The organism is Enterococcus sp. DIV0703, assembly GCF_051711065.1.
Taxonomy (GTDB): Bacteria; Bacillota; Bacilli; order Lactobacillales; family Enterococcaceae; genus Enterococcus_B; species Enterococcus_B hirae.
In genome coordinates this window covers 1,758,042-1,778,510 of the sequence record NZ_JBIOLX010000001.1, presented here as the reverse complement: position 1 = coordinate 1,778,510, position 20,469 = coordinate 1,758,042, and the positions used below count along the sequence as shown (strand labels likewise).

Here is a 20,469-nt window from a genome sequence, read left to right as displayed (position 1 = left end):
GAGATGGAGAGCTTATATGACGTGCAACAACTGCTCAAACGATTTGGCATCTTTGTCTATGTTGGGTCACGTATCTATGATATTGAATTAATGACGATTGAATTGAAGAATCTTCATGACAGTCGTTTGATCGATCATGATACATACATGACAGCGTGGCGCATACTAAAACGAGAGCACCGAGTGGAAGAAAGCCGAAAGAAAGGAAACTTGTAATGGACAAAAAAATTATTGGGATTGATTTAGGTGGAACAACAGCAAAATTTGCAATTCTAACACCAGAAGGAGAGATTCAACAAAAATGGAGCATCGATACCAATATATTGGATGACGGTAAACATATTATTCCGGAAATTATCGAGTCAGTAAATCATCGTATCAAATTATATAACATGAATGCTGAAAATTTCATCGGAATCGGTATGGGAACACCAGGAAGTGTCGATAGTGAAGCAGGTACAGTGATCGGAGCCTACAATTTAAATTGGACTGAACTTCAATACGTAAAAAAACAAATTGAAGAAGGAACTGGAATCAAATTTGCTATTGATAACGATGCGAACGTTGCTGCTTTAGGTGAGCGCTGGAAAGGTGCAGGGGAAAATGATCCTGACGTTATTTTTGTTACCTTAGGAACGGGTGTCGGTGGCGGAATCGTTGCTGCTGGGAACTTGATCCACGGCGTTGCTGGTGCAGGTGGCGAGATTGGACACATTACAGTGGACCCAGAAGGTTTTGAATGTACATGCGGTAAAAGAGGGTGCTTAGAAACAGTTTCAAGTGCAACAGGTGTAGTTCGCTTAGCACGTTTCTTAGCAGAAGAGTATGCCGGAGATTCAAAATTAAAAGCAATGCTTGACAATGGAGAAGAAGTAACAAGTAAAGATATTTTTGAAATGGCACAAGCAGACGATCCATTTGGTCTGATGGTCGTTGATCGTGTTTGTTTCTACTTAGGATTAGCTTGCGGTAATCTAGGGAACACTATGAACCCATCAAGTATTGTTTTAGGCGGCGGAGTATCTGCTGCCGGGGAATTTTTACGTAGTCGTGTTGAAAAATATTTCAACCAATTTACGTTCCCTCAAGTACAACAATCAACAAAAATCAAATTAGCAGAATTAGGAAATGAAGCTGGCGTGATCGGTGCTGCTTCATTAGCCTTGAAATTTGCGGAATAACGTGGAGGAATGACATGGTTTTATGGGTAATTAACATCATTTTGCTATTGATTATTCTTGCTATTGTGTTTTGGGAAGTTTATCTACGAGTAATGGCAAAACGTTCTGCAAAAACACTGGAAGAAGAAGAATTTCGTGATGGGATGCGTAAGGCACAAGTCATTGATGTTCGTGAAAAAGACGTGTTTGATGCAGGACATATTTTAGGGGCAAGAAATATCCCTTATACTGTTTTAAAAGATTCATTAGGATCTATCCGAAAAGATCAACCGGTGTATATCTACGACCAAAAGAAAAGCTTAAGTATTCGTACAGCGAATAAGTTAAGAAAAGCTGGCTACCAAGATATCTATATCTTAAAAGGTGGATATGATGGCTGGTCTGGCAAGATTAAAAGTAAAAAAGTATAGAACGTCATGACGTCATATTATCGGTCAATCCTGATGAGTCGTGTAAAGTCAAATCTGGGTCAGAATGAACCTCATTCTGTCTCAGATTTTTTGTTATTTCAATTGGAAGGAAAATGGGGCTGAAGGATCAACTTTGATTCTGTAGTAACCCCCAGAAGTTAGATTTTGGTCTTACTTTTTGGGATTGATACATTCATCAGTTCCACAAATGATAGAGCCAATTTATCAGAAGTTTTTGTATATAAAGTAACAGATACTTTTTAGAAAATTGCATGACTGATTATTCGATTAGGCAACGGGAATAAAAAGGATTCATTAGATCGCACAAGATAAAATACTAAATTTTATTCTTTCCAGAAATAAAAGTTCTATCTCCATTGCGTACGTCATGTATGATGATGATTCAATGATAAATCAAACAATGGGGGAGAAAAGGCAATGCCAGAAATATCTAATGAAACTTTCACTGAGCAACAACCTGCAGGAATAGTAAAAAAAGAAGAAATAACAGAAAAAAGAAAAAAGGAACTTGATAAACTTGTTGGAACGATTGAGGTTTCACTAGCTGGTAAATTAAAAGGAAAGACATATGAGGAGATCGTTGAATCGGTTGTGTCTAAGATTATAAATAAGAAGGTAAAGCAATCTGAACTTGGGAGAGTATTATACTCACTAGATCTTTCTGCCCAATTATATCAGCAGGTCGTAAAGGACTATAACATAAAACGCTTAATCAGCCATGATGGTCCAAGCCAAAGTAAAGTCTCTATAACCAATTCTGTGGTTATAGAAAATATAGAAAGCGCAATAGATTCTCCACAAATAATAATAGAAGATCAATCGGTCGAACAAAAAGATAGTTCAAAACCAGAAAACATTCAAGAACAAAAAACAAGTAAGTTGACAACTGAAAAGCTAACGTTCAGGAAAAGGATTAAGAAGTGGGGTCAATCGTTAAACATTTTCAGAAAGAGTAACACAGATAAACCAGAGAATATAACAAATCGTCAAGGAATTGAAATGGATAAGGGTGGGGTACCTTTAAAAAAAATATTGAGACGACAATCGAGCGAAACTAATGATGCTTGTCATAATAATAATCAATGCCAACACATTGTTCCTCTAGAAAAGGGAGATAGGAATCACTAGCAAGTATCCATAGAGCGTGCAAAATTGAAATTTAGTATTTAAGGAGTACTAACAGAAATCAAGCCACGATTTTTTGCTATGACATAATCAAAGGAGAATCTAATCATTTATGCTATGATCAATGTATAAGCAATGAAAGAAGTGGAGAAAATGATCAAACTGAAAAGAGTGTACAGTGCGCGCGAAAAGGGTGATGGCTTTAGAATTTTAGTTGATCGAATATGGCCAAGAGGGATATCAAAGGAAAAAGCACAGATTGATCTATGGTTAAAGGAGATTGCACCAAGTACTGAGTTGAGAAAATTCTTTGGACATCTTCCTGAGCGTTTTCCTGTTTTTGAAGAAAAATACCTAGAAGAGTTAATGACAGATCAAGAAAAGCAATTGGCAGTCAAGCAGTTAGCTGAACTCTGTCAAAACTATCCAATCGTGACCTTAGTTTATGGTGCAAAGAATGAACAGCAAAATCAAGCCGTGGTGCTAAAAGCGTTGATGGAAAGGAAGCTGAATCGATGATTATTGGCATTGTTGGGGCAGGCCCCAGAGGACTAAGCATGGTAGAACGATTGATCCGAAACAATCGGGAAAACCAACATATCCAGATCTGTTTATTCGATCCTGATGGGCCTGGTGGTCGAGTCTGGCGGCTCGATCAACCAACAGAGTTATTGATGAACTCAGTCTCTCAGCAAGTTACGCTTTTTACAGATGAAACATTAACAAGTGGCGGAGAGATTTCACCGGGGCCTAATTTATATCAATGGAGCCAAACAGAGGCGAAAAAGTATATCGAAAAGCAACAGTTTGTGAATAAAGAATTTTTTTTGGCAGAAGCCGAGCGCTTACGTGCCAATGAACCAGCTACCAGATGTTTTTATGGCTTGTACCAACAGTGGTTTTATGAACAATTAAAAAAATTAGCACCGCATTCATTCACTATCGTTCGATCCTTAGTGAAAGAGATTGATAAGATAAAGACAGGTTTTTACTTGAAAACAAACGAACAGCATTTAGTAGTAGATCAGTTAGTGATGACTACGGGACATTGGGAAAATAAAGTATCCAAAGACGAGAAAAGGTTTTATGACTATGCTGAAAAAGAGCAATTGTTCTACCAACCGCCAGCAAATCCAGCTGATGTTTCCGTAGAAACTATTCCGCCAAAAGCCACAGTGATTCTTAGAGGATTAGGTCTAAGTTTTTTTGATTATGTAGGTTTACTTACCGAGAATAGAGGAGGTAAGTTTGAAAAACAAGGAGAGAAATTGGTATATTTGCCGTCTGGACGTGAGCCGATCGTATACTGCGGGTCTAGAAAAGGGTTACCCTATTTTCCTCGAGGAAAAAATGAAAAACGGGGAGGAGCAATGGCTGTTCCTAAATTGATCACCAAAGAAAATTTAGTGAAGCTTTATCAAAATCAACAACTAACTGGGAAACTGTTTTTCGACTTGCTAAAAAAAGATGTCGAACTTTTTTATTATAAGAAATTAATTGAGGAAAAACATCTAGCTATTTCACCAGTATTATTTGAACAAATCTTTTTAACACGTGATCAAAGTGATTGGCAAAAACAATTTCCTGAATTACAGCCTTATCAATGGGAGTGGGATTTTTTTGAAACGCCTATCTATCATGAGAAGCATGACTTTCAAAAAGAAAGTCGAAGGTTTATTGATTATCAAATCAATGAATCAATGAAAGGAAATTGTACTGGGGCGCTTGCTTCAGCTTTTGATGCGTTAAAAGATTGGCGTGATCCTGTCCATCTGGTCATTGAATGGGGCATCTTCACTGCCAAAGAATACAGAGAAGTATTATGGGGTTGGTTTACTAAGCTCAATGCTTTTCTCACGATCGGTCCGCCAGTTGTTCGGACAAGAGAATTAGCCGCTCTGATTGATGCGGGTATTTTCACAATCGTTTCCCCACCGCTGGAAATCAAAACAGAGGCCGGTTTCTTTATCGTAGAAAACGAGGGACAACGGATTGAAAGTCGCTACTTGATTGAAGCCCGACTCCCGCAGACTGATTTGACACAAACAAAAAACCCAGCATTAAATAGCTTGAAAAAACATCAGCTGATTCGTCCTTTTACTTATCAGGACACGACTGGCGTGTATGAAACTGGTGCAATTGATATCAAACTAAGCACCAATCAAGTCTGGAACAAACAGGGAGAGCTAGAAGAAAATTTATATTGTTTAGGGATTCCGGTCGAAGGTGTGGATTGGTTGACAGCTACAGTCTCACGACCATATACCGATGCTTGGAATTTGAGGCAAATCGATAAAGTGGCACAGCTGATTCTTGGAAGGACAACCAATTGAAGCAAAAAACACAACCGACTCTAAAGGCTAGATCATTCATCTAACTTTTAAGATCGGTTGTGTTTTACTAATTAATAATGATTCTTTGGGTTATAAAAGGGATGATTTTCTTGAATCGTTTAAAGATTAGCGAGCTACACGTTTACGCATCGCTTTTTTACGATTTTCTTCGATCATTGTTTCTTTTTCATCAATGGGATCGATTACTGTTTTTTTAACTGAAGCTACCAATCCAGCAACAGCTGCCGCTGTTGCAAGACTACCGACTAAAATTCCAGATACAAATTTTTTCATTAAATCCACCTCGTTTATTAGTTGTTGCTTCTATTATGTAACAAATTGAAAAAAAAGGCTAGTCTGACGTCTATTTATTGGAAACCTTTACAAATTTTCCTTGAAAATATTTACTAAATGTTTTATTATAAATTTACTAAATAAATAGCAAAGGCAACAGAAACAAAAGGGTCATAGTTTCAAACGATTCAAAACGTACTTTTTGCTGCTTTTGTAAAAAAAGGAGTGTTTTCATGGCAATCTTGGTATTGGGTGGCGCAGGTTATATCGGTTCACATGCTGTTGATCGGTTGATCAATCAAAACTATCAAGTGGTAGTAGTGGATAATTTATTAACGGGGCATCAAGCAGCAATTCATCCTAAAGCACAATTTTACAAAGGTGACATTCGGGATAAATCTTTTTTACAGTCTGTTTTTGAAAAAGAAACGATCGAAGGAGTCCTTCATTTTGCAGCTAGTTCATTAGTGGGAGAGTCTGTTGAGAAACCATTGAAGTATTTTAATAACAATGTCTATGGTATGCAAATATTGTTAGAAGTGATGCATGAATATCATGTGAAGAATATTGTCTTTTCATCTACAGCAGCCACTTATGGTGAACCTACAGAATCACCAATTACCGAAGCAACTCCTACGAATCCAAAAAATCCGTACGGTGAAAGCAAATTGATGATGGAAAAAATGATGAAATGGTGTGACCAAGCCTATGGCATGCGATATGTAGCATTGCGTTATTTCAATGTAGCAGGTGCAAAAGCAGATGCATCGATTGGGGAAGATCACACACCAGAAACGCATTTAGTTCCTATTATTCTCCAAGTAGCTCTAGGTCAACGTGATTCTTTGGCGATTTACGGTGATGATTACGATACACCCGATGGAACATGCATCCGAGATTATGTTCAAGTGGAAGATTTGGCTGATGCCCATATCTTAGCTTTAGAATATTTAAGCGCGGGGAATGAAAGTAACTTCTTTAATCTAGGGAGCAATCAAGGCTACTCCGTCAAAGAAATGCTTGAAGCGGCTAGAGAAGTAACAAATCGAGAAATTCCAGCTAAGGTGGCACCACGTAGAGCCGGAGATCCAAGCCGGTTGGTCGCTTCCAGTGCTAAAGCTGAAGAAATCTTAGGTTGGCGACCAGCTTACACAGATGTAAAAGAAATCATTAAAACAGCCTGGGATTGGCATGTGAGTCATCCCCATGGTTATGAGGAGTAGAGAGAAGATGACAATCAGTCAAACGATTTGTGATTTTACGACACTAGCAATTGAAGCTGGTGGCTGGATGGAAATGGATCGAATTTATTTACAAAATCGAATTTTGGGAATGATCGGCGAAGAGGCTTTGGAAAACACTGAAGTGCGCCCTGTTTCAGAAGAATCGGTGGTGTTACTTGATCGGTTAGTCGAACAAGCCAAAAAAAATGAAGTGGTTACTGATTTACCTGCTGAAATCGAAATCTTTGAAGCACAATTAATGGATTTTTTAACACCACCACCATCAGTAGTCAATGCGTTTTTTGCACAACATTACGCAACAAATCCAGAAGAAGCAACAGACTACTTTTATCAATTGAGTAAAAGAAATGATTATATCAAAACCAGAGCGATTGCGAAAAATATCAGGTATACGTATCCTTCAGAATATGGCGAATTAGAGATTACGATCAACTTATCCAAACCTGAAAAAGATCCTAAGCAAATTGCTGCCGAAAAACATGCCAAAAAAGTTGATTATCCTGAGTGTATGCTTTGTATGAACAATGAAGGCTATAAAGGACGTTTAAATTATCCAGCTCGCACCAATCATCGAATCATCAGAATGAATCTTGATGGGGAAAGTTGGGGATTTCAGTATTCTCCATATGCTTATTACAATGAACATTCGATCATCTTGTCAGAAGAGCATCGTCCTATGAAGATTACGAAAGAAACATTTTCACGTTTATTAAAAATCACAGAGGTTTTACCACACTACTTTGTTGGTTCAAATGCAGATCTGCCAATTGTTGGAGGATCGATTCTGTCACATGATCATTACCAAGCAGGGCGCCATGAATTTCCAATGGCTAAAGCTCCAATCGAACGATTAATCAAATTATCGGATTATCCTCAAGTAATCGCAGGTGTTGTCAAATGGCCGATGTCTGTCATTCGTCTGCAAGCGACGGGGAAAGAAATCCTAGTGGAAGCTGCTAATAGTATTTTAGAAAAATGGCATCAATATTCAGATCCCGCGGTAGCAGTGACGGCATTTTCTAAAGATGGTACGCCCCATCATACGATTACACCAATTGCTAGAAAACGCGAAAATTATTTTGAACTCGATTTAGTGTTACGAGATAACAATGTCTCTGACGAACATCCAGAAGGGATTTTCCATCCTCACCGAGATATCCAGCATATTAAAAAAGAAAATATCGGTTTGATCGAAGTCATGGGATTAGCTGTTTTACCACCTCGTTTAAAATCAGAAATGGCAGAAGTAGAAAAGTATTTGCTTGGACAAGAAAATAAGATAGCTGAGTATCACATGGAATGGGCGAAGGGCTTGAAAGCCGACCATCCAAATGTGACAACTGAAACAGTAACAGAGATCGTTCAGCAAGCTATTGGTAAAGTTTTTGCTCGTGTGTTGGAAGATTCAGGGGTATTCAAACGCGATACAAAAGGTCAAGAAGCTTTCCAACGCTTTACTGCAACGCTTTAAGAAGAATGCCCGAGTGGAATAGATAGGAGGAGAAACAAGTGGCAACGATTAAAGATATTGCAAAGTTGGCAGGGGTTTCTCCTGCTACTGTGTCAAGAGTCTTAAATGATGATCAGGAGTTATCAGTTAGCCTAGCAACGAAAAGAAAAATTTTTGAGGCTGCTGAAGAGCTGAATTACACGAAGCATCATAGAAACACATCGTTGAATCAAAAGTCGTTGCGTTTGATCCAATGGTACAATGATCAAGAAGAATTAGAGGATCTCTATTATCTTGCTATTCGTTTGGGAATAGAGAAAAAGGCAGAGGAATCAAATGTGACTTTGCTAAAGGAAACGTGGGACGCTATCAGTGATAGACCGACAAATGGAACGATTGCTCTGGGAAAATTCGACGAGCAGCAGTTGATTGAATTGAAGCAGACACAAAGCAATCTGTTATTAGTTGATTTTGATGGAACACCCTATAACATTAATTCATTAATCGTTGATTTTCAAACAAGTATCCAAAAAGTGATTGATTATTTTTTTAACCAGGATAAAAAAGCGATTGCAATGCTTGCTGGTAGGGAATACACCAAAAAAGGACATCAACGGATTGATGACCCAAGGATTGCCGCCTACCAACAAATTATGGCTGGTAAAGGATTGACTACAACGATCATTGAAGCAGATTTTTCAGTTGAATCTGGCTATCGGAAAGTCAAAGAATACTTAGATAGTGGACAGTATTCGTTTGAGGCGCTGTTTGCAGCAAATGATACACTAGCAATCGGCGCATTGAAGGCAATTAACGAAAAAGGTCTGAAAGTACCTGAGGATATCTCATTGATCGGATTCAATGATATTAGTGTAGCAAAATATGTTTCCCCAGCTCTTTCGACAGTCAAAGTTCACACGGAATGGATGGGGGAACTGGCGGTAGAGACCGTGTTACAAATGATGAATGAAAAAGCACCTGTTTCGAGAAAAATCATTGTAGAAACGGATCTTATCTTGCGTGAGTCTACAAAAAACTAAAGAACAAATCAAGAGAAAGTTGCGAATGATTGCAACTTTTTTTCTTTTTTTCTGAAATGAATTGTCTTTTTCTTAGCAAGAAGTATGCTACAATATAAAACGATAGAAGTTAGTAGAAAGGATGCATCAAAATGATTACATTAGGGATAGACACCGCTAATCAAACTTTAGCGATCGGCGTGATTGAAGATGATACTGTCTTAGGACAAATCCAAATCAATAAACAAAAAAATCATAGCGTTAGTTTGATGCCGGCTATCGATCAGTTATTCTCAGCACTCGGATTAGCACCAACCGCTATCGATCGAATTGCTGTTTCCGATGGACCAGGTTCATACACCGGTCTAAGAATCGGTGTAACTACTGCAAAAACACTTGCATATACATTGGGTAAAGAACTTGTGGGGATTTCAAGTTTACAAGCAATTGCTGCTAATTGCCGGAACGTAAATGGATTGATCGTGCCTTTATTTGATGCAAGAAGAAAAAATGTTTATGCTGGTGTGTACCGAAGACAAAATGGAAAATTAGAAACAGTTCTTGAAGATGTACATATTTCAATTGAAGAACTGCTTAAGCAACTGTCTCAGTTCGATGAACCTATCTTATTTGTCGGAACAGATACGCAAAAATTTACGAATGAAATAAAGGAAGTATTACATGAAGCAGAAATAAATAAGGTGCTTGAATGGGATCTTCCTAATGGCTGTACGATTGCAACATTAGGGGCCAATCGTGAACCAGTAAGAGATTTAACCAATTTTGTACCACGTTATTTGAAAAAAGTAGAAGCAGAGGAAAAGTGGTTGGAAACCCACACTCCTGGAGACGAAAGATATGTTGAAAAAATTTAAAGCATATGCTAGAAGTTTATTCTATGAAAAAAAAGAATTTGCTACTAAGATAATTGAAAATCAAGGGAAAAGCTATCGAATAAAAGAGCTGATACCTCGAGATATCAAAGATTTATTATCGATTGAACGCCAGGTATACAATGGCGAATTACCATGGACAAAAAGTGCCTTCCTTTCTGAATTAAATTCACCTTTTCAAAATTTATACTTAGGAATACTAGACGGTGAACAGTTAATTGGATTTATAGGTGCGAGAATTTTTGGCTTGGATTGCCATATTACAAATATTGCGGTTATTCCTGTGTACCAACGAAGAAATATCGGTACATTGTTAATTGACGAAATTGAAAAATTTGCTATAATGAATCGCTGTGACACACTCTCTTTAGAGGTGAGAATGAGTAATCAAGATGCCCAAAGACTCTATCGGAAATTAGGATTTCAATCGAACAAAGTAAAAAAAGGGTATTATACCCAAACAAATGAAGATGGATTAGAAATGATCAAATATTTAGAAAAATGAGAGGTACAATTGATTTATACTAAGAGTGACTTTGAAGATGAACAGTTAGCGTCTTGTTTATGGGCGCTTTGTGAGGAAGCATATGAACATGGTTCTCCTTGGACCAAAGACCAATTTTTAATGGATATCCAACAACCACATACGCAATATTACTTATTGGTGGAAAATTCGCTACTCCAAGGATTCATTGGCTATTCGAAAGTTATCGATGAAACGGAGATCACGAATATTGCTGTGGCAAAAAAACTGCAAAAAAAAGGGTATGCACGTCAGTTATTACGCTTTTTATTAGACCGAGAAAAACAAGCAGGAACATATAATGTTTATTTAGAAGTACGAACGTCTAACCTAGCAGCTCGTCATCTTTACCAATCAGAGAAATTTAGAGAACTAGGGAAACGAAAATCTTATTATCATGATCCAGTAGAAGATGCGATCATTATGAGTACAAAGTTAAAAACGGAGACGATGAAATGAAAGAAGAATTGATTCTGGCAATTGAATCAAGTTGCGATGAAACGAGTGTCGCAGTTGTGAAAAATGGTGATGAGATTTTAGCCAATGTCATTGCTTCACAGATTAACAGCCATAAAAGATTTGGCGGTGTTGTTCCAGAGGTAGCAAGTCGCCATCATGTAGAGCAAATCACCTTATGTATCGAAGACGCTTTGGCGGAGGCAGGCACTTCTGTTGAACAACTGAGTGCTGTAGCGGTTACTTATGGTCCTGGTTTAGTTGGTTCGTTACTGATTGGGATTTCTGCCGCTAAAGCTTTTGCTTGGGCGAACAATTTGCCTTTGATACCTGTGAACCATATGGCAGGTCATATTTACGCTGCACGCTTTCAAAAGCCTTTTGAATTTCCGCTACTAGCATTGCTTGTCAGTGGTGGACATACAGAATTGGTCTATATGAAGGAAGACGGGAACTATCAAATCATCGGTGAAACGAGAGACGATGCCGCTGGAGAAGCTTATGACAAAGTTGGTCGTGTCTTAGGTTTGAGTTATCCAAGCGGAAAAGAAATCGATCAGTTAGCGCATCGTGGTGAAGATACCTACCATTTTCCAAGAGCCATGATTCATGAAAGTAATTATGATTTTAGCTTTAGTGGTTTAAAAAGCGCCTTTATCAATTTAGTACACAACGCCCAACAACGTGGAGAAACTCTTGATACAAATAATTTAGCTGCTAGTTTTCAAGCGAGCGTTGTGGACGTTTTAGTCAATAAAACCCTTCGTGCTTGTAACGAATACCCAGTCAAACAATTGATTGTAGCAGGTGGAGTTGCAGCCAATCAAGGATTGCGTGAAACGCTCGAAGAGGCATTGAAAAAAGAACATCCAGAAATTGAACTGCTGATCCCTCCATTAAAACTTTGTGGTGATAATGCAGCAATGATTGGAGCAGCTGCGCATGTAGAATTGAAACAAGCCAATTTCGCTGATCTTCGTTTAAATGCGAAACCTAGTGTGGTATTGAATCAAGGAGGAAATGAGTAAAATTCACCTCATTTTCGTATACATGGCAAGAGCGGTGGAGAAAAACTTACTTTGTAGTAAGTGAAATCGATTGATTAATGAAATATGAAAGTTAGAATATCATTTTTGTTTTTACATCTATTAAAGAGCTTGGGACAATCTTTTATTTGTTCCAAGCTTTTTTTGACTTAAAATTTCTAAATTTGGAAATTTTTGTTCTATTGGTCAAATCGTTATATTAATAAGAGATCTCGCGATAATACGGATTAGAGATTAAGAATACAAATGACGTAAATACTATGTTCTCAGCAAAAACACTTATTATAATAACTATTTTTAAATAGTAATTGTTATTTTGCGAGTAGTGATTTTATTACGATGGTTATTTGTTTTGAAGGCATTTATTTAATTGTCTTAAGAAATAACATATGCTAATATGGATGGTAGAAATGCTTTTATGTGTTATTTTTTAATGGTTGTTTAATTATTTTGATAGGAAAAGGAGAGTTAGAAGATGAAATATGTGTTACAGAGTATGGTTTTAATTTTAGGTAGTTTCTTTTTTACGTCTTATGTTGATGCTGCCGGGGCGATTTCGCAAGATGAGCAAATGATCATCCAAGAATTGACTCAACCTATTTTAATTCAAGGCAAAGAATTTCAAATGCCTCAAACATATATTACACAAACTGAAAATTATTTAAAACAAAATGATTTATCCAAGTCACAAGTGGATACAGCAGTAAAAAATATCCAAAATGTGAAGCAAAAACTGACTAATTTAGACATTGATTTGTCATCGGTTCATACGATAAATGATTTAATAAAAATTATCCCTAGGGAAACAATTTTGGAAATTCAGCAATTGATTTCATCAACAGCGGATGCTTTAGGATTAGTCGTTTTAAGTTGGAATAAAGGGTATGTTGAGCTAGGCGCACAAAACTCTGATGGCTCGATTTCAGCAGTGTTCAACTCGAAACAACCGATTAAACAAACGGGAACATTCCCTATCTCAAGCATTCTTGCAATTGGATGTTTAATGATGACTGCGACAGGTGCATTCATCGTAGGAAAGAAAGTCAAACTTGCATAAAAAAAAGAAAAAATTAAAAAGAATAGGCGGAATGATTTTTACCCCTATCTTTTTTTTAATCATGGGTTATTCGCTAATGTATATTATTGGGCGACCTGTCATTCAGTTTACGACTTCTTCCTTGCGATTGTTTCTGCTTTCGGATATTCCAAAATATGAAAAAAAGACACAACCATCAGCTAAAGGTATGTCAACTAGTGAGTTAGAAGAAAAACGGAAAACAATTGAGTTGGAAGGAGAGAACATTCCCTCCAGTAAAATCAATTATCCAAGAAGCGGGTATCAATATGGACAGGTTGATGTTGCTTCTGTAAATTTGAATGTGCCCTTATATTATGGAGACTCAGATGATATTTTACGAGAGGGTGCTGGACAATACATGGGGTCTGTGTATCCAGGTGAACATGGGACTACATTGATTGGTGGGCATAATAGTAGTGAATTTGGAAAATTAAGTGCTGTCAAAATTACGGATAAGATTAACATTTCCACTAGTTATGGTGAGTATGTTTACCAAGTATACGAAACAAAGATTTTAGATAAAAATGCGAAATTGATTAGTCAACTTCTAGTTCAAAAACAGCAAGGGAAACTGATTTTGTATACTTGTTATCCAGTCGATAGTATTGGAATGACGGATCAAAGATTATTTATTCTAGGCGATCTCATTAAGGGGCCAATGATCCAACCAGATAAATAATGAATTGAAAAATTGCGCTACTAATATGTTAAGCAAAACGCTTTGAAAAGAGGTGGATTTACCAAAAAAGAATCAAATGATCAATCGAATAATCGCTTGTTTGGCTCACTAAAAATGAAGTTAGTGGATAAAAAATTTCGAAGTGGGGCAATTTAAGCTGCAATGAGTTTGTGAAATTTTATGGTCTTTTCTTACATTTGGTAAAAATAGTTATGAAAAAAAGAAAACAATGGCGAAAAGTGCCAAAAATGATTCTTGCTTTTATCTGTTCGCTTAGTTTATTTGCAATTTTTGTCTTGGGCATTCTTAAGATTACTTTATTCAATCAAAATTTTATGATCCGTGCAGTGGAATCCTCACATTATGGGGAAACGATCACTAAAGAGATCAATCACACAATTGCTGATGTAGGAAGAGGTGCCAATATCTCCCAAAAATGGTTGAATCAGACAGTTTCAGAAAGCTTAGTAAATGATAATATCAAACAATATATTCATAGTATCTATGCTGGCTCAACCTTTCAATTAGAAGGGGAGAAGCAAATAGAAGAGACAGTCCAAAGCCAATTAGAAAGTTATGGAAAAGAAAAGAATTACCCAAGAAATGCAGAATTTGAAACCACAGTAAATAAACTAAAAAAAGTGAGTATTGAAACAGTTCGGCGTGATATCGAAATCCCTTATTTTGCGTTATACGGCAAAAAAATAATGGCTTATACATCCACCCTTAACCTGTTGCTCATTTTTGCAGTCGCTTTTTTTGGAATCTTATTTTCCGCAATCATTTCGCTTAACAAACCTTTCTTTCATTTAATTATACGTTACCTTGCTTATGTGATCGGTGGAGCTGGATTAATGGTAGGGGCTTTACCGACCTATTTGTATGTAACTCGATTGATTGAACGATTGGGTATTCATTCTGAAGCTCTATACTTATTTTTAACGACTTATTTGAAAAATTTTCTCTTTATGTTTATGAAATTTGGTCTTTTCAGTATCCTGTTGAGCTTGTTCCTATTTGGCGTAAGTGAGTTTTTCAGAAAGAAAATAGTTCGACGTGAAAAATAGAATAGAAAGGGGCGAAAAGATGGAAGCGGTTATTAATTTGAATGAGATACTAAGCTGGTTAAAAAAGCGGATACTGTTGATCATTTGTTCATTGATCGGCGGTTTCGCCGTTGCGACTGGAATAACTTATTTTGTTATTACACCAACATACAGTTCATCGGCTGAATTGATCGTTCAATCGAAAAACGAAATCGTCAACCATAATTTACAATCAGAAGTACATGCAAATGTACTCTTGATTAATACATATAAAGACATGATTTTAGGAGATATCGTACTTAATGAAGCAACCGAATACTTAGAAAATAAATTTGCTTATTACTTAACGAAAGATCAATTGAGAAAGAATATTCAGATTATTCAATCTTCAGATTCACAAATGTTCCATATCAAGGTGATGTCAGATGAAGCTGAAAAAGCTGCGAATATAGCAAATGTTCTTGCTTATACTTTTGAAGAAAAAGTAAAAGAAGTTTTAGACGTAAATAAAGTAACGATCACATCAATTGCGCAAGCAAATCAGCTACCGGTTTCACCCAATAAACGGTTGAATCTTTTTCTTGGTGCATTTTTAGGTTTACTTCTAGGGATCGGGATGGCTGTCTTGTTAGAAATATTGGATAAAACAGTAAAGGATGAGCATTTTCTCGCAACAATGGGGTATCCAGTCTTAGGGATAATTAGTGAAATGAGTAATAAGGAAATTGAAAGTGGGCAATCGATTCAACTCACAACATACTCTCGACAAGGAACTCATACACATAGACAACGAGCGCGTACACATCTAAGCAGAGAAAATCGGTTCACACGAAAATAGATGAGGAGACTAATACGTGAAAAATAATATGAAAAAAAAGGGTGTTCCTCTGATTAGTGCTAGTAAACAATCGTCCATGATCTCTGAACAGTATCGAACGGTTCGATCAAATATCCAATTTAGCTCATTTGATCAGGATATAAAGACAATCGTCGTTACTTCAGCAGGTCCAGAGGAAGGGAAGTCAACTGTTTCAGCGAATCTAGCGATTGTTTTTGCAAATAGCGGGAAGAAAACACTCCTAATTGATGCAGATTTAAGAAAGCCAAGTGTAGAAAGTACATTTCGTTCAACCTCGAACAGTGACGGACTAACTAACCTGTTAAAAAAAAGAAATGAATCAGCTTTCGTATTCATTCATGAAACAAATATTGCACATTTGTGGACAATGACCAGTGGACCAAAACCTCCCAATCCTTCTGAATTACTCGAGTCAAGCCGAATGAATGAAATCATTGATGAATTAAGCGTAAATTTTGATTTGATCATTTTTGATTTACCGCCTGTTGTGCCTGTGACGGATGCACAGATACTAGCTTCAAAAACAGATGGTACAATCATTGTCGTGAGAGAACGAAAAACGCTAAAGCAAGAATTGTTCAAAGCAAAGGAACTATTGACGATCGCTCAGGCAAATATCTTAGGGATTGTCTATAATGGAGTAAAGAAGTCGAAAGATATCAACTACTATTATTGAGGTAGTAGATGGTGTGTTAAAATGATTGAAAGAAAATGTTGATCAAGATCGTGCATATCAAGTACTAAAGAAGGTGATTTATTGATTAAACCAACTAGAAAAATCAAAGCGATTAGTTTGGTGCTACTCGATAGTTTTCTGATCATACTTGCTAATTACATCAGTTTTATATTTATGGTTCCATTTGTTATCATCAATAGAGATTATTTGGCAATAACACTCATTTCATCAGTTGTTTGTTATCTGTTCTATGGTGGAATCTTTAAAGTATTTACAAGAATCAATCGTTATACGAATCTTAATGAGTTGTTAGGGATCTTTGCGGCACTCACTTTTATGTTATTTTCAATTTTTCCTTTGTTTTACTTGTTTAACCAGGAGCTCATGTACCAGATTAGTTTGCGATTAGTTGTTTTTTCTTACATAATGGCACTTTTATTGATTGCTAGTAGTCGGTTAGGCTGGCGGGTCTGGGTTGAATTGAAAAATAAAAATGGTCGTTCGAATGAAAAAAAAGTACGAATCTTGATCATTGGTGCTGGAGAGGGTGGACAATTACTGTATCAAAGTTTTTTAGGTTCTCAAATTGTGAATAATATTGAAGTTGTGGGCTTTGTCGATGATGATTGTAACAAATGGGGAACTTATCTTTTAGGTAAAAAAGTACTGGGAAATACCCGTGAAATAAATCAATTGATCCAGACATTCCGTATCAATATGGTTACGATAGCGATTCCTTCGTTACCAAAAAAAAAGATCCAACAGCTTGTTCAATCCATTGAAAATAAGAATATCAAGGTAAATATGGTTCCCTCTTTTGAAGAAGTAGCTACCGGAAAAATCAATGTTTCGCAATTAAAAGAAGTAGATGTGATCGATCTATTAGGAAGAGAGGAAGTTTCCCTTGACCTAGAAAGTATCAGCTATCAATTAAAAGGACAAACGATTTTAGTAACTGGGGCTGGGGGCTCGATTGGTTTAGAGATTTGTCGGCAAGTTTTGGCATTTGAACCAGCAAAGTTGATTTTACTTGGACATGGAGAAAATTCGATTTATTCGATTCATCGAGAATTAACTACATTAGATCCTCAGAGGAAAGTAGAGATTCTACCAATCATTGCTGATATTCAAGATAGAGAACGCATCTTTTATTTGATGGAAAAATACCATCCCACGATTGTTTATCATGCAGCCGCACATAAGCACGTTCCGCTGATGGAATATAATCCCACAGAAGCAATTAAGAATAATATTAACGGAACAAAAAATGTGGCGGAAGCAGCTAAAAAAAATCATGTTAAGAACTTTGTGATGATTTCTTCTGATAAAGCAAATCGCCCACCAAATGTGATGGGAGCAACAAAAAGAATCGCAGAAATGTTAATCACAAGTCTGAACCAATCTGGTGAGACCAAGTTTTCGGCTGTCCGTTTCGGGAATGTACTTGGGTCTAGAGGTAGTGTTATTCCACTGTTTAAAGAACAGATTTTAAGAGGGGGACCGATCACTGTCACCGATTTTCGGATGACCCGCTACTTCATGACGATCCCTGAAGCGAGCAGATTAGTTATTCAATCAGGTGCATTGGCTAAGGGAGGAGAAATTTTTGTTTTGGATATGGATAAGCCGATCAAGATCGTGGATCTAGCTAAGAATATGATCCATTTGAGTGGTTATACAGAAGAAGATATCGAGATTGTTGAAACAGGGATACGTCCTGGGGAAAAATTATATGAAGAATTGCTATTAGAAAAAGAAAAGAAAGAAACGCAAATTTTTGAGAAGATTTTTGTTGGGGACATTAAAGGCTTTTCTTTAAAAGAAGTCACCCAGCTAATTGAACAGTTACCAGAAGATGAAAGCGAAGCAGCCAAGAAAGTTATAGCGTTTGCAAATGCTTCTAATGAATGAAGAAAAGATAGAAATGATGATTGGAAAAATAAATCAATCAGTGAATTTTTGCTGTTAAAGGCACACGGGGAGATAGAAAATGAAAACAATTGAAGCACATGGGTACTCATCAATTGATGAATTAACGAAAAGCAACCAAAAAATTTTAGGAAGGTTATTTTACCTATTGGGATTTACACTCTGTATTTCGCGTGTTTTTTTCGGGATCAATATGTCAATAAGTGATGTATTTATGGTGCTATTAGTTGGCTACCTTCTACTAATGAAAAAAGTGGTGTTCAGTAAACAATTAGTACTATTTTTTATTGGGGTTATTTGTTGGCGGTTATTGTCCACGATATTGTTAAGTTCATGGGTGGATACTTCTGTTTCGCTTTTTTCAGTCATCATGACGGGACAAAAATTTTTCGTCAATCTCCTTTATTTGATTCTAACGATCTCGATCCTTCATATAAATCCAGTGTTGAAAAAAGATTTTTTATCTGGGGTAAAAGTCGGAACACTTTTTTTGGCTGTCTTAGTATGTTCATTTTTCTAGTAGCTCCAGCAAGTTTGAAATCATTTGTTTTGTTCGGTGATCTACGTTTGAAAGGATTCATGAATGATCCTAATTATTTTGCTTATCTTCAAACATGTGGCTACTGTATCTGGTACTTAAGACCATTTAAAGGTAAGTGGAAGAACCTGATTGCATTCATGGGTTATACATTCTGTATTTTGTTATCTGCTTCCAAAACAGGGGTTGTAGCGTTTTTAGTAATCAATTTGTTATTTCTAATTCAAAAATTATTTAGGAAAAATATCAACGTCAAACATCTTGTAATGACAATCATGACAGCGAGTGTATTGATTATCGGTACGCATTTTCTTTTTGCTGATTATGTAAGTAATTTAATTGCACGTTTTCTTTCCATTCCGCAATTTGTCCGATTTGAGGGAGTCTTCACTAATTTTTATGGCGCAATCGTTGCTGGAGGTTCCGGTAGAACAGAAGCTTGGAAAACAGCACAACTTTTGTTAACGCGGACTCATTTCATGGGTATCGGTTTCGTTGACTACTCTTCAGTTGCTTTATCAGTTAGTGGAAGCCCGACGATTGCTCATAATACTTTTTTACAAATAGCTGTTGAATGGGGAATAGTCCCAGCAATGATGGGAATGTTGTTGGTATTTGGTCAGTTTGTCAGAAAATTATTGCTGAAAAAATGGTTGCTGTGTCTCTTAATATTAGCGAATATTATTTTTTCTTTTAGTATTTCTTTACAAAATTCACGATTACTATGGATCTTAGTAGGTTTACTCGTTGTGAAAGAACAGGGATCTCTAGTAAATGGAAAAAAGGAGCAGTCAAATGATTAGTGTGATTATTCCCACTTTCAATGCAGAAAAATCGATTGAGCGAGCAGTCAATTCTGTACTAAGACAAAGCTATCAAGATTTTGAAATCATTATTGTCGATGATCGATCAACAGATCATACTTGGGAACTTTTAACGAAATTAAAAAAACAAGATCAACGTATCAGAATCTATCAAAACGCTAGAAATTCTAAAAGTGCTTATACTCGCAACCAGGCAATCAAACATGCACGGGGGAACTACATTATGCAACTAGATGACGATGATTATTGTCACGTGGAACGTATGGCAAAGCAAGTAGCGTTTTTGGAGGCTCATCCAGAATTTGGTTTTGTTGGCAGTAATGCCTATTTATGGGATCAAGAGGGTGTCTATGGTGAACGGATGGTCAAAGAACGACCTGAAATAAAAGATCTCTTGAAAACGAGTCCGTTCATCAATCCATCGGCTATGTTTAGAAAACACATCTTAGAATCTGTAGCGGGTTATCGAGTTTCAAAAGATACTGTTAGAGGACAAGATTATGACCTATATATGCGGTTATATGCGAAGGGACACAAAGGTTATAATTTACAAGAAAACTTAGTTTATTACTATCAAGATAAAGAGTATTATAAAAAAATTTCCTGGAAAAATCGCCTTGGGGAAAGTCGGTTGAAATATCGTAATTTCAAAGAATTACAGGTTGCTAAAGTTCATTATCTGTATGTCTTGAAACCACTAATAGCGATAATGATTCCTAGACACCTCCTATTTTGGCATCAGCACCGCAAACAAGGATGAAAAGGTTTCTTTGTCTCCTTTACAAATAAATCAGGCTTAGACAAAAAATAAAACATACTAAGATAAGGGCAGCCTCATCTTAGTA

General features: G+C 36.7%; 23 protein-coding genes. 22 read left to right on the top strand and 1 reads right to left on the bottom strand.

Going from position 1 to position 20,469, the window contains the following annotated elements; all coding sequences use genetic code 11:
• Window positions 1-3: 3 nt before the first annotated feature.
• From IGK81_RS07980 to IGK81_RS07955, 6 genes are all read left to right on the top strand, one after another.
• Window positions 4-216 (top strand): YqgQ family protein, encoded by a 213-nt coding sequence (locus IGK81_RS07980; protein WP_010718842.1) that lies wholly within the window; start codon window positions 4-6, stop codon window positions 214-216.
• On the top strand, window positions 216-1,181 hold the full coding sequence (locus IGK81_RS07975) for an ROK family glucokinase (RefSeq protein WP_010718843.1): 966 nt from the start codon (window positions 216-218) through the stop codon (window positions 1,179-1,181). The genes IGK81_RS07980 and IGK81_RS07975 overlap by 1 nt, the downstream gene beginning before the upstream one ends.
• A gap of 14 nt (window positions 1,182-1,195) precedes the next feature.
• Window positions 1,196-1,591: a rhodanese-like domain-containing protein gene (locus tag IGK81_RS07970; protein WP_010737800.1), complete on the top strand. Its 396-nt coding sequence runs from the start codon at window positions 1,196-1,198 to the stop codon at window positions 1,589-1,591.
• Between the two features lie 438 nt (window positions 1,592-2,029).
• A complete protein-coding gene (locus IGK81_RS07965; RefSeq protein WP_034698366.1) occupies window positions 2,030-2,740 on the top strand; it encodes a hypothetical protein in 711 nt (236 codons plus the stop codon).
• Window positions 2,741-2,890: 150 nt separating this feature from the next.
• Window positions 2,891-3,256 (top strand): DUF488 domain-containing protein, encoded by a 366-nt coding sequence (locus IGK81_RS07960; RefSeq protein WP_010737798.1) that lies wholly within the window; start codon window positions 2,891-2,893, stop codon window positions 3,254-3,256.
• On the top strand, window positions 3,253-5,070 hold the full coding sequence (locus tag IGK81_RS07955; protein WP_034698363.1) for an FAD/NAD(P)-binding protein: 1,818 nt from the start codon (window positions 3,253-3,255) through the stop codon (window positions 5,068-5,070). The genes IGK81_RS07960 and IGK81_RS07955 overlap by 4 nt, the downstream gene beginning before the upstream one ends.
• Before the next feature lie 126 nt (window positions 5,071-5,196).
• Here IGK81_RS07955 and IGK81_RS07950 read toward each other — a convergent pair whose 3' ends face one another.
• Window positions 5,197-5,364, bottom strand: coding sequence for a DUF3042 family protein (locus tag IGK81_RS07950; protein ID WP_010718848.1), 168 nt, complete (start codon window positions 5,362-5,364; stop codon window positions 5,197-5,199).
• Window positions 5,365-5,597: 233 nt separating this feature from the next.
• Here IGK81_RS07950 and galE point away from each other — a divergent pair, with 233 nt between their 5' ends.
• The 16 genes from galE (at window position 5,598) to IGK81_RS07870 (ending at window position 20,384) form a co-directional block, all read left to right on the top strand.
• Entirely contained in the window at window positions 5,598-6,587 is a 990-nt protein-coding gene (gene galE, locus IGK81_RS07945) for a UDP-glucose 4-epimerase GalE (RefSeq protein ID WP_034698360.1), read from the top strand.
• Between the two features lie 7 nt (window positions 6,588-6,594).
• Window positions 6,595-8,079, top strand: a complete 1,485-nt coding sequence (galT, locus tag IGK81_RS07940; RefSeq protein ID WP_034698357.1) for a UDP-glucose--hexose-1-phosphate uridylyltransferase — start codon at window positions 6,595-6,597, stop codon at window positions 8,077-8,079.
• A gap of 38 nt (window positions 8,080-8,117) precedes the next feature.
• Window positions 8,118-9,098 (top strand): LacI family DNA-binding transcriptional regulator, encoded by a 981-nt coding sequence (locus IGK81_RS07935; protein WP_010718851.1) that lies wholly within the window; start codon window positions 8,118-8,120, stop codon window positions 9,096-9,098.
• A 131-nt stretch (window positions 9,099-9,229) separates the two neighbouring features.
• Window positions 9,230-9,952, top strand: a complete 723-nt coding sequence (gene tsaB, locus IGK81_RS07930; protein WP_010718852.1) for a tRNA (adenosine(37)-N6)-threonylcarbamoyltransferase complex dimerization subunit type 1 TsaB — start codon at window positions 9,230-9,232, stop codon at window positions 9,950-9,952.
• The gene (gene rimI / locus IGK81_RS07925; protein WP_010737793.1) at window positions 9,936-10,475 is read left to right on the top strand and encodes a ribosomal protein S18-alanine N-acetyltransferase; all 540 of its coding nucleotides are present in this window, start codon (window positions 9,936-9,938) and stop codon (window positions 10,473-10,475) included. Before tsaB ends, rimI (IGK81_RS07925) begins: the two co-directional genes overlap by 17 nt.
• Window positions 10,476-10,484: 9 nt before the next feature.
• Window positions 10,485-10,952: a ribosomal protein S18-alanine N-acetyltransferase gene (gene rimI / locus IGK81_RS07920; RefSeq protein ID WP_010737792.1), complete on the top strand. Its 468-nt coding sequence runs from the start codon at window positions 10,485-10,487 to the stop codon at window positions 10,950-10,952.
• On the top strand, window positions 10,949-11,977 hold the full coding sequence (gene tsaD / locus IGK81_RS07915; protein WP_010718855.1) for a tRNA (adenosine(37)-N6)-threonylcarbamoyltransferase complex transferase subunit TsaD: 1,029 nt from the start codon (window positions 10,949-10,951) through the stop codon (window positions 11,975-11,977). Before rimI (IGK81_RS07920) ends, tsaD begins: the two co-directional genes overlap by 4 nt.
• 493 nt (window positions 11,978-12,470) lie before the next feature.
• Complete coding sequence (locus tag IGK81_RS07910) at window positions 12,471-13,052, top strand: hypothetical protein (RefSeq protein WP_431393301.1); 582 nt, start codon at window positions 12,471-12,473, stop codon at window positions 13,050-13,052.
• A gap of 31 nt (window positions 13,053-13,083) precedes the next feature.
• Window positions 13,084-13,752, top strand: coding sequence for a class D sortase (locus tag IGK81_RS07905; RefSeq protein ID WP_034698559.1), 669 nt, complete (start codon window positions 13,084-13,086; stop codon window positions 13,750-13,752).
• A 212-nt stretch (window positions 13,753-13,964) separates the two neighbouring features.
• Window positions 13,965-14,819, top strand: a complete 855-nt coding sequence (locus IGK81_RS07900) for a hypothetical protein (RefSeq protein WP_051641758.1) — start codon at window positions 13,965-13,967, stop codon at window positions 14,817-14,819.
• Between the two features lie 19 nt (window positions 14,820-14,838).
• The gene (locus IGK81_RS07895; protein WP_034698350.1) at window positions 14,839-15,636 is read left to right on the top strand and encodes a YveK family protein; all 798 of its coding nucleotides are present in this window, start codon (window positions 14,839-14,841) and stop codon (window positions 15,634-15,636) included.
• Window positions 15,637-15,664: 28 nt separating this feature from the next.
• Window positions 15,665-16,333: a CpsD/CapB family tyrosine-protein kinase gene (locus IGK81_RS07890; protein WP_025480509.1), complete on the top strand. Its 669-nt coding sequence runs from the start codon at window positions 15,665-15,667 to the stop codon at window positions 16,331-16,333.
• Between the two features lie 81 nt (window positions 16,334-16,414).
• Window positions 16,415-18,244 carry a polysaccharide biosynthesis protein gene (locus tag IGK81_RS07885; RefSeq protein WP_431393303.1) on the top strand — a complete coding sequence of 610 codons (1,830 nt, stop codon included), beginning with the start codon at window positions 16,415-16,417 and terminating at the stop codon, window positions 18,242-18,244.
• Between the two features lie 79 nt (window positions 18,245-18,323).
• Window positions 18,324-18,782, top strand: a complete 459-nt coding sequence (locus IGK81_RS07880; RefSeq protein ID WP_412003864.1) for a hypothetical protein — start codon at window positions 18,324-18,326, stop codon at window positions 18,780-18,782.
• Window positions 18,767-19,603 (top strand): O-antigen ligase family protein, encoded by an 837-nt coding sequence (locus tag IGK81_RS07875; protein WP_228022436.1) that lies wholly within the window; start codon window positions 18,767-18,769, stop codon window positions 19,601-19,603. Before IGK81_RS07880 ends, IGK81_RS07875 begins: the two co-directional genes overlap by 16 nt.
• Window positions 19,596-20,384, top strand: coding sequence for a glycosyltransferase family 2 protein (locus IGK81_RS07870; protein WP_034698341.1), 789 nt, complete (start codon window positions 19,596-19,598; stop codon window positions 20,382-20,384). The genes IGK81_RS07875 and IGK81_RS07870 overlap by 8 nt, the downstream gene beginning before the upstream one ends.
• Window positions 20,385-20,469 lie beyond the last annotated feature (85 nt).

Excerpts from the sequence above, each read along its gene's own strand:
- IGK81_RS07980 (WP_010718842.1), top strand. The coding sequence starts at position 4 with ATGGAGAGCTTATATGACGTGCAACAACTGCTCAAACGATTTGGCATC.
- IGK81_RS07975 (WP_010718843.1), top strand. The coding sequence starts at position 216 with ATGGACAAAAAAATTATTGGGATTGATTTAGGTGGAACAACAGCAAAA.
- IGK81_RS07970 (WP_010737800.1), top strand. The coding sequence starts at position 1,196 with ATGGTTTTATGGGTAATTAACATCATTTTGCTATTGATTATTCTTGCT.
- IGK81_RS07965 (WP_034698366.1), top strand. The coding sequence starts at position 2,030 with ATGCCAGAAATATCTAATGAAACTTTCACTGAGCAACAACCTGCAGGA.
- IGK81_RS07960 (WP_010737798.1), top strand. The coding sequence starts at position 2,891 with ATGATCAAACTGAAAAGAGTGTACAGTGCGCGCGAAAAGGGTGATGGC.
- IGK81_RS07955 (WP_034698363.1), top strand. The coding sequence starts at position 3,253 with ATGATTATTGGCATTGTTGGGGCAGGCCCCAGAGGACTAAGCATGGTA.
- IGK81_RS07950 (WP_010718848.1), bottom strand. The coding sequence starts at position 5,364 with ATGAAAAAATTTGTATCTGGAATTTTAGTCGGTAGTCTTGCAACAGCG.
- galE (WP_034698360.1), top strand. The coding sequence starts at position 5,598 with ATGGCAATCTTGGTATTGGGTGGCGCAGGTTATATCGGTTCACATGCT.
- galT (WP_034698357.1), top strand. The coding sequence starts at position 6,595 with ATGACAATCAGTCAAACGATTTGTGATTTTACGACACTAGCAATTGAA.
- tsaB (WP_010718852.1), top strand. The coding sequence starts at position 9,230 with ATGATTACATTAGGGATAGACACCGCTAATCAAACTTTAGCGATCGGC.
- rimI (WP_010737793.1), top strand. The coding sequence starts at position 9,936 with ATGTTGAAAAAATTTAAAGCATATGCTAGAAGTTTATTCTATGAAAAA.
- tsaD (WP_010718855.1), top strand. The coding sequence starts at position 10,949 with ATGAAAGAAGAATTGATTCTGGCAATTGAATCAAGTTGCGATGAAACG.
- IGK81_RS07910 (WP_431393301.1), top strand. The coding sequence starts at position 12,471 with ATGAAATATGTGTTACAGAGTATGGTTTTAATTTTAGGTAGTTTCTTT.
- IGK81_RS07905 (WP_034698559.1), top strand. The coding sequence starts at position 13,084 with ATGATTTTTACCCCTATCTTTTTTTTAATCATGGGTTATTCGCTAATG.
- IGK81_RS07900 (WP_051641758.1), top strand. The coding sequence starts at position 13,965 with ATGAAAAAAAGAAAACAATGGCGAAAAGTGCCAAAAATGATTCTTGCT.
- IGK81_RS07895 (WP_034698350.1), top strand. The coding sequence starts at position 14,839 with ATGGAAGCGGTTATTAATTTGAATGAGATACTAAGCTGGTTAAAAAAG.
- IGK81_RS07890 (WP_025480509.1), top strand. The coding sequence starts at position 15,665 with ATGAAAAAAAAGGGTGTTCCTCTGATTAGTGCTAGTAAACAATCGTCC.
- IGK81_RS07880 (WP_412003864.1), top strand. The coding sequence starts at position 18,324 with ATGAAAACAATTGAAGCACATGGGTACTCATCAATTGATGAATTAACG.
- IGK81_RS07875 (WP_228022436.1), top strand. The coding sequence starts at position 18,767 with ATGTTCATTTTTCTAGTAGCTCCAGCAAGTTTGAAATCATTTGTTTTG.
- IGK81_RS07870 (WP_034698341.1), top strand. The coding sequence starts at position 19,596 with ATGATTAGTGTGATTATTCCCACTTTCAATGCAGAAAAATCGATTGAG.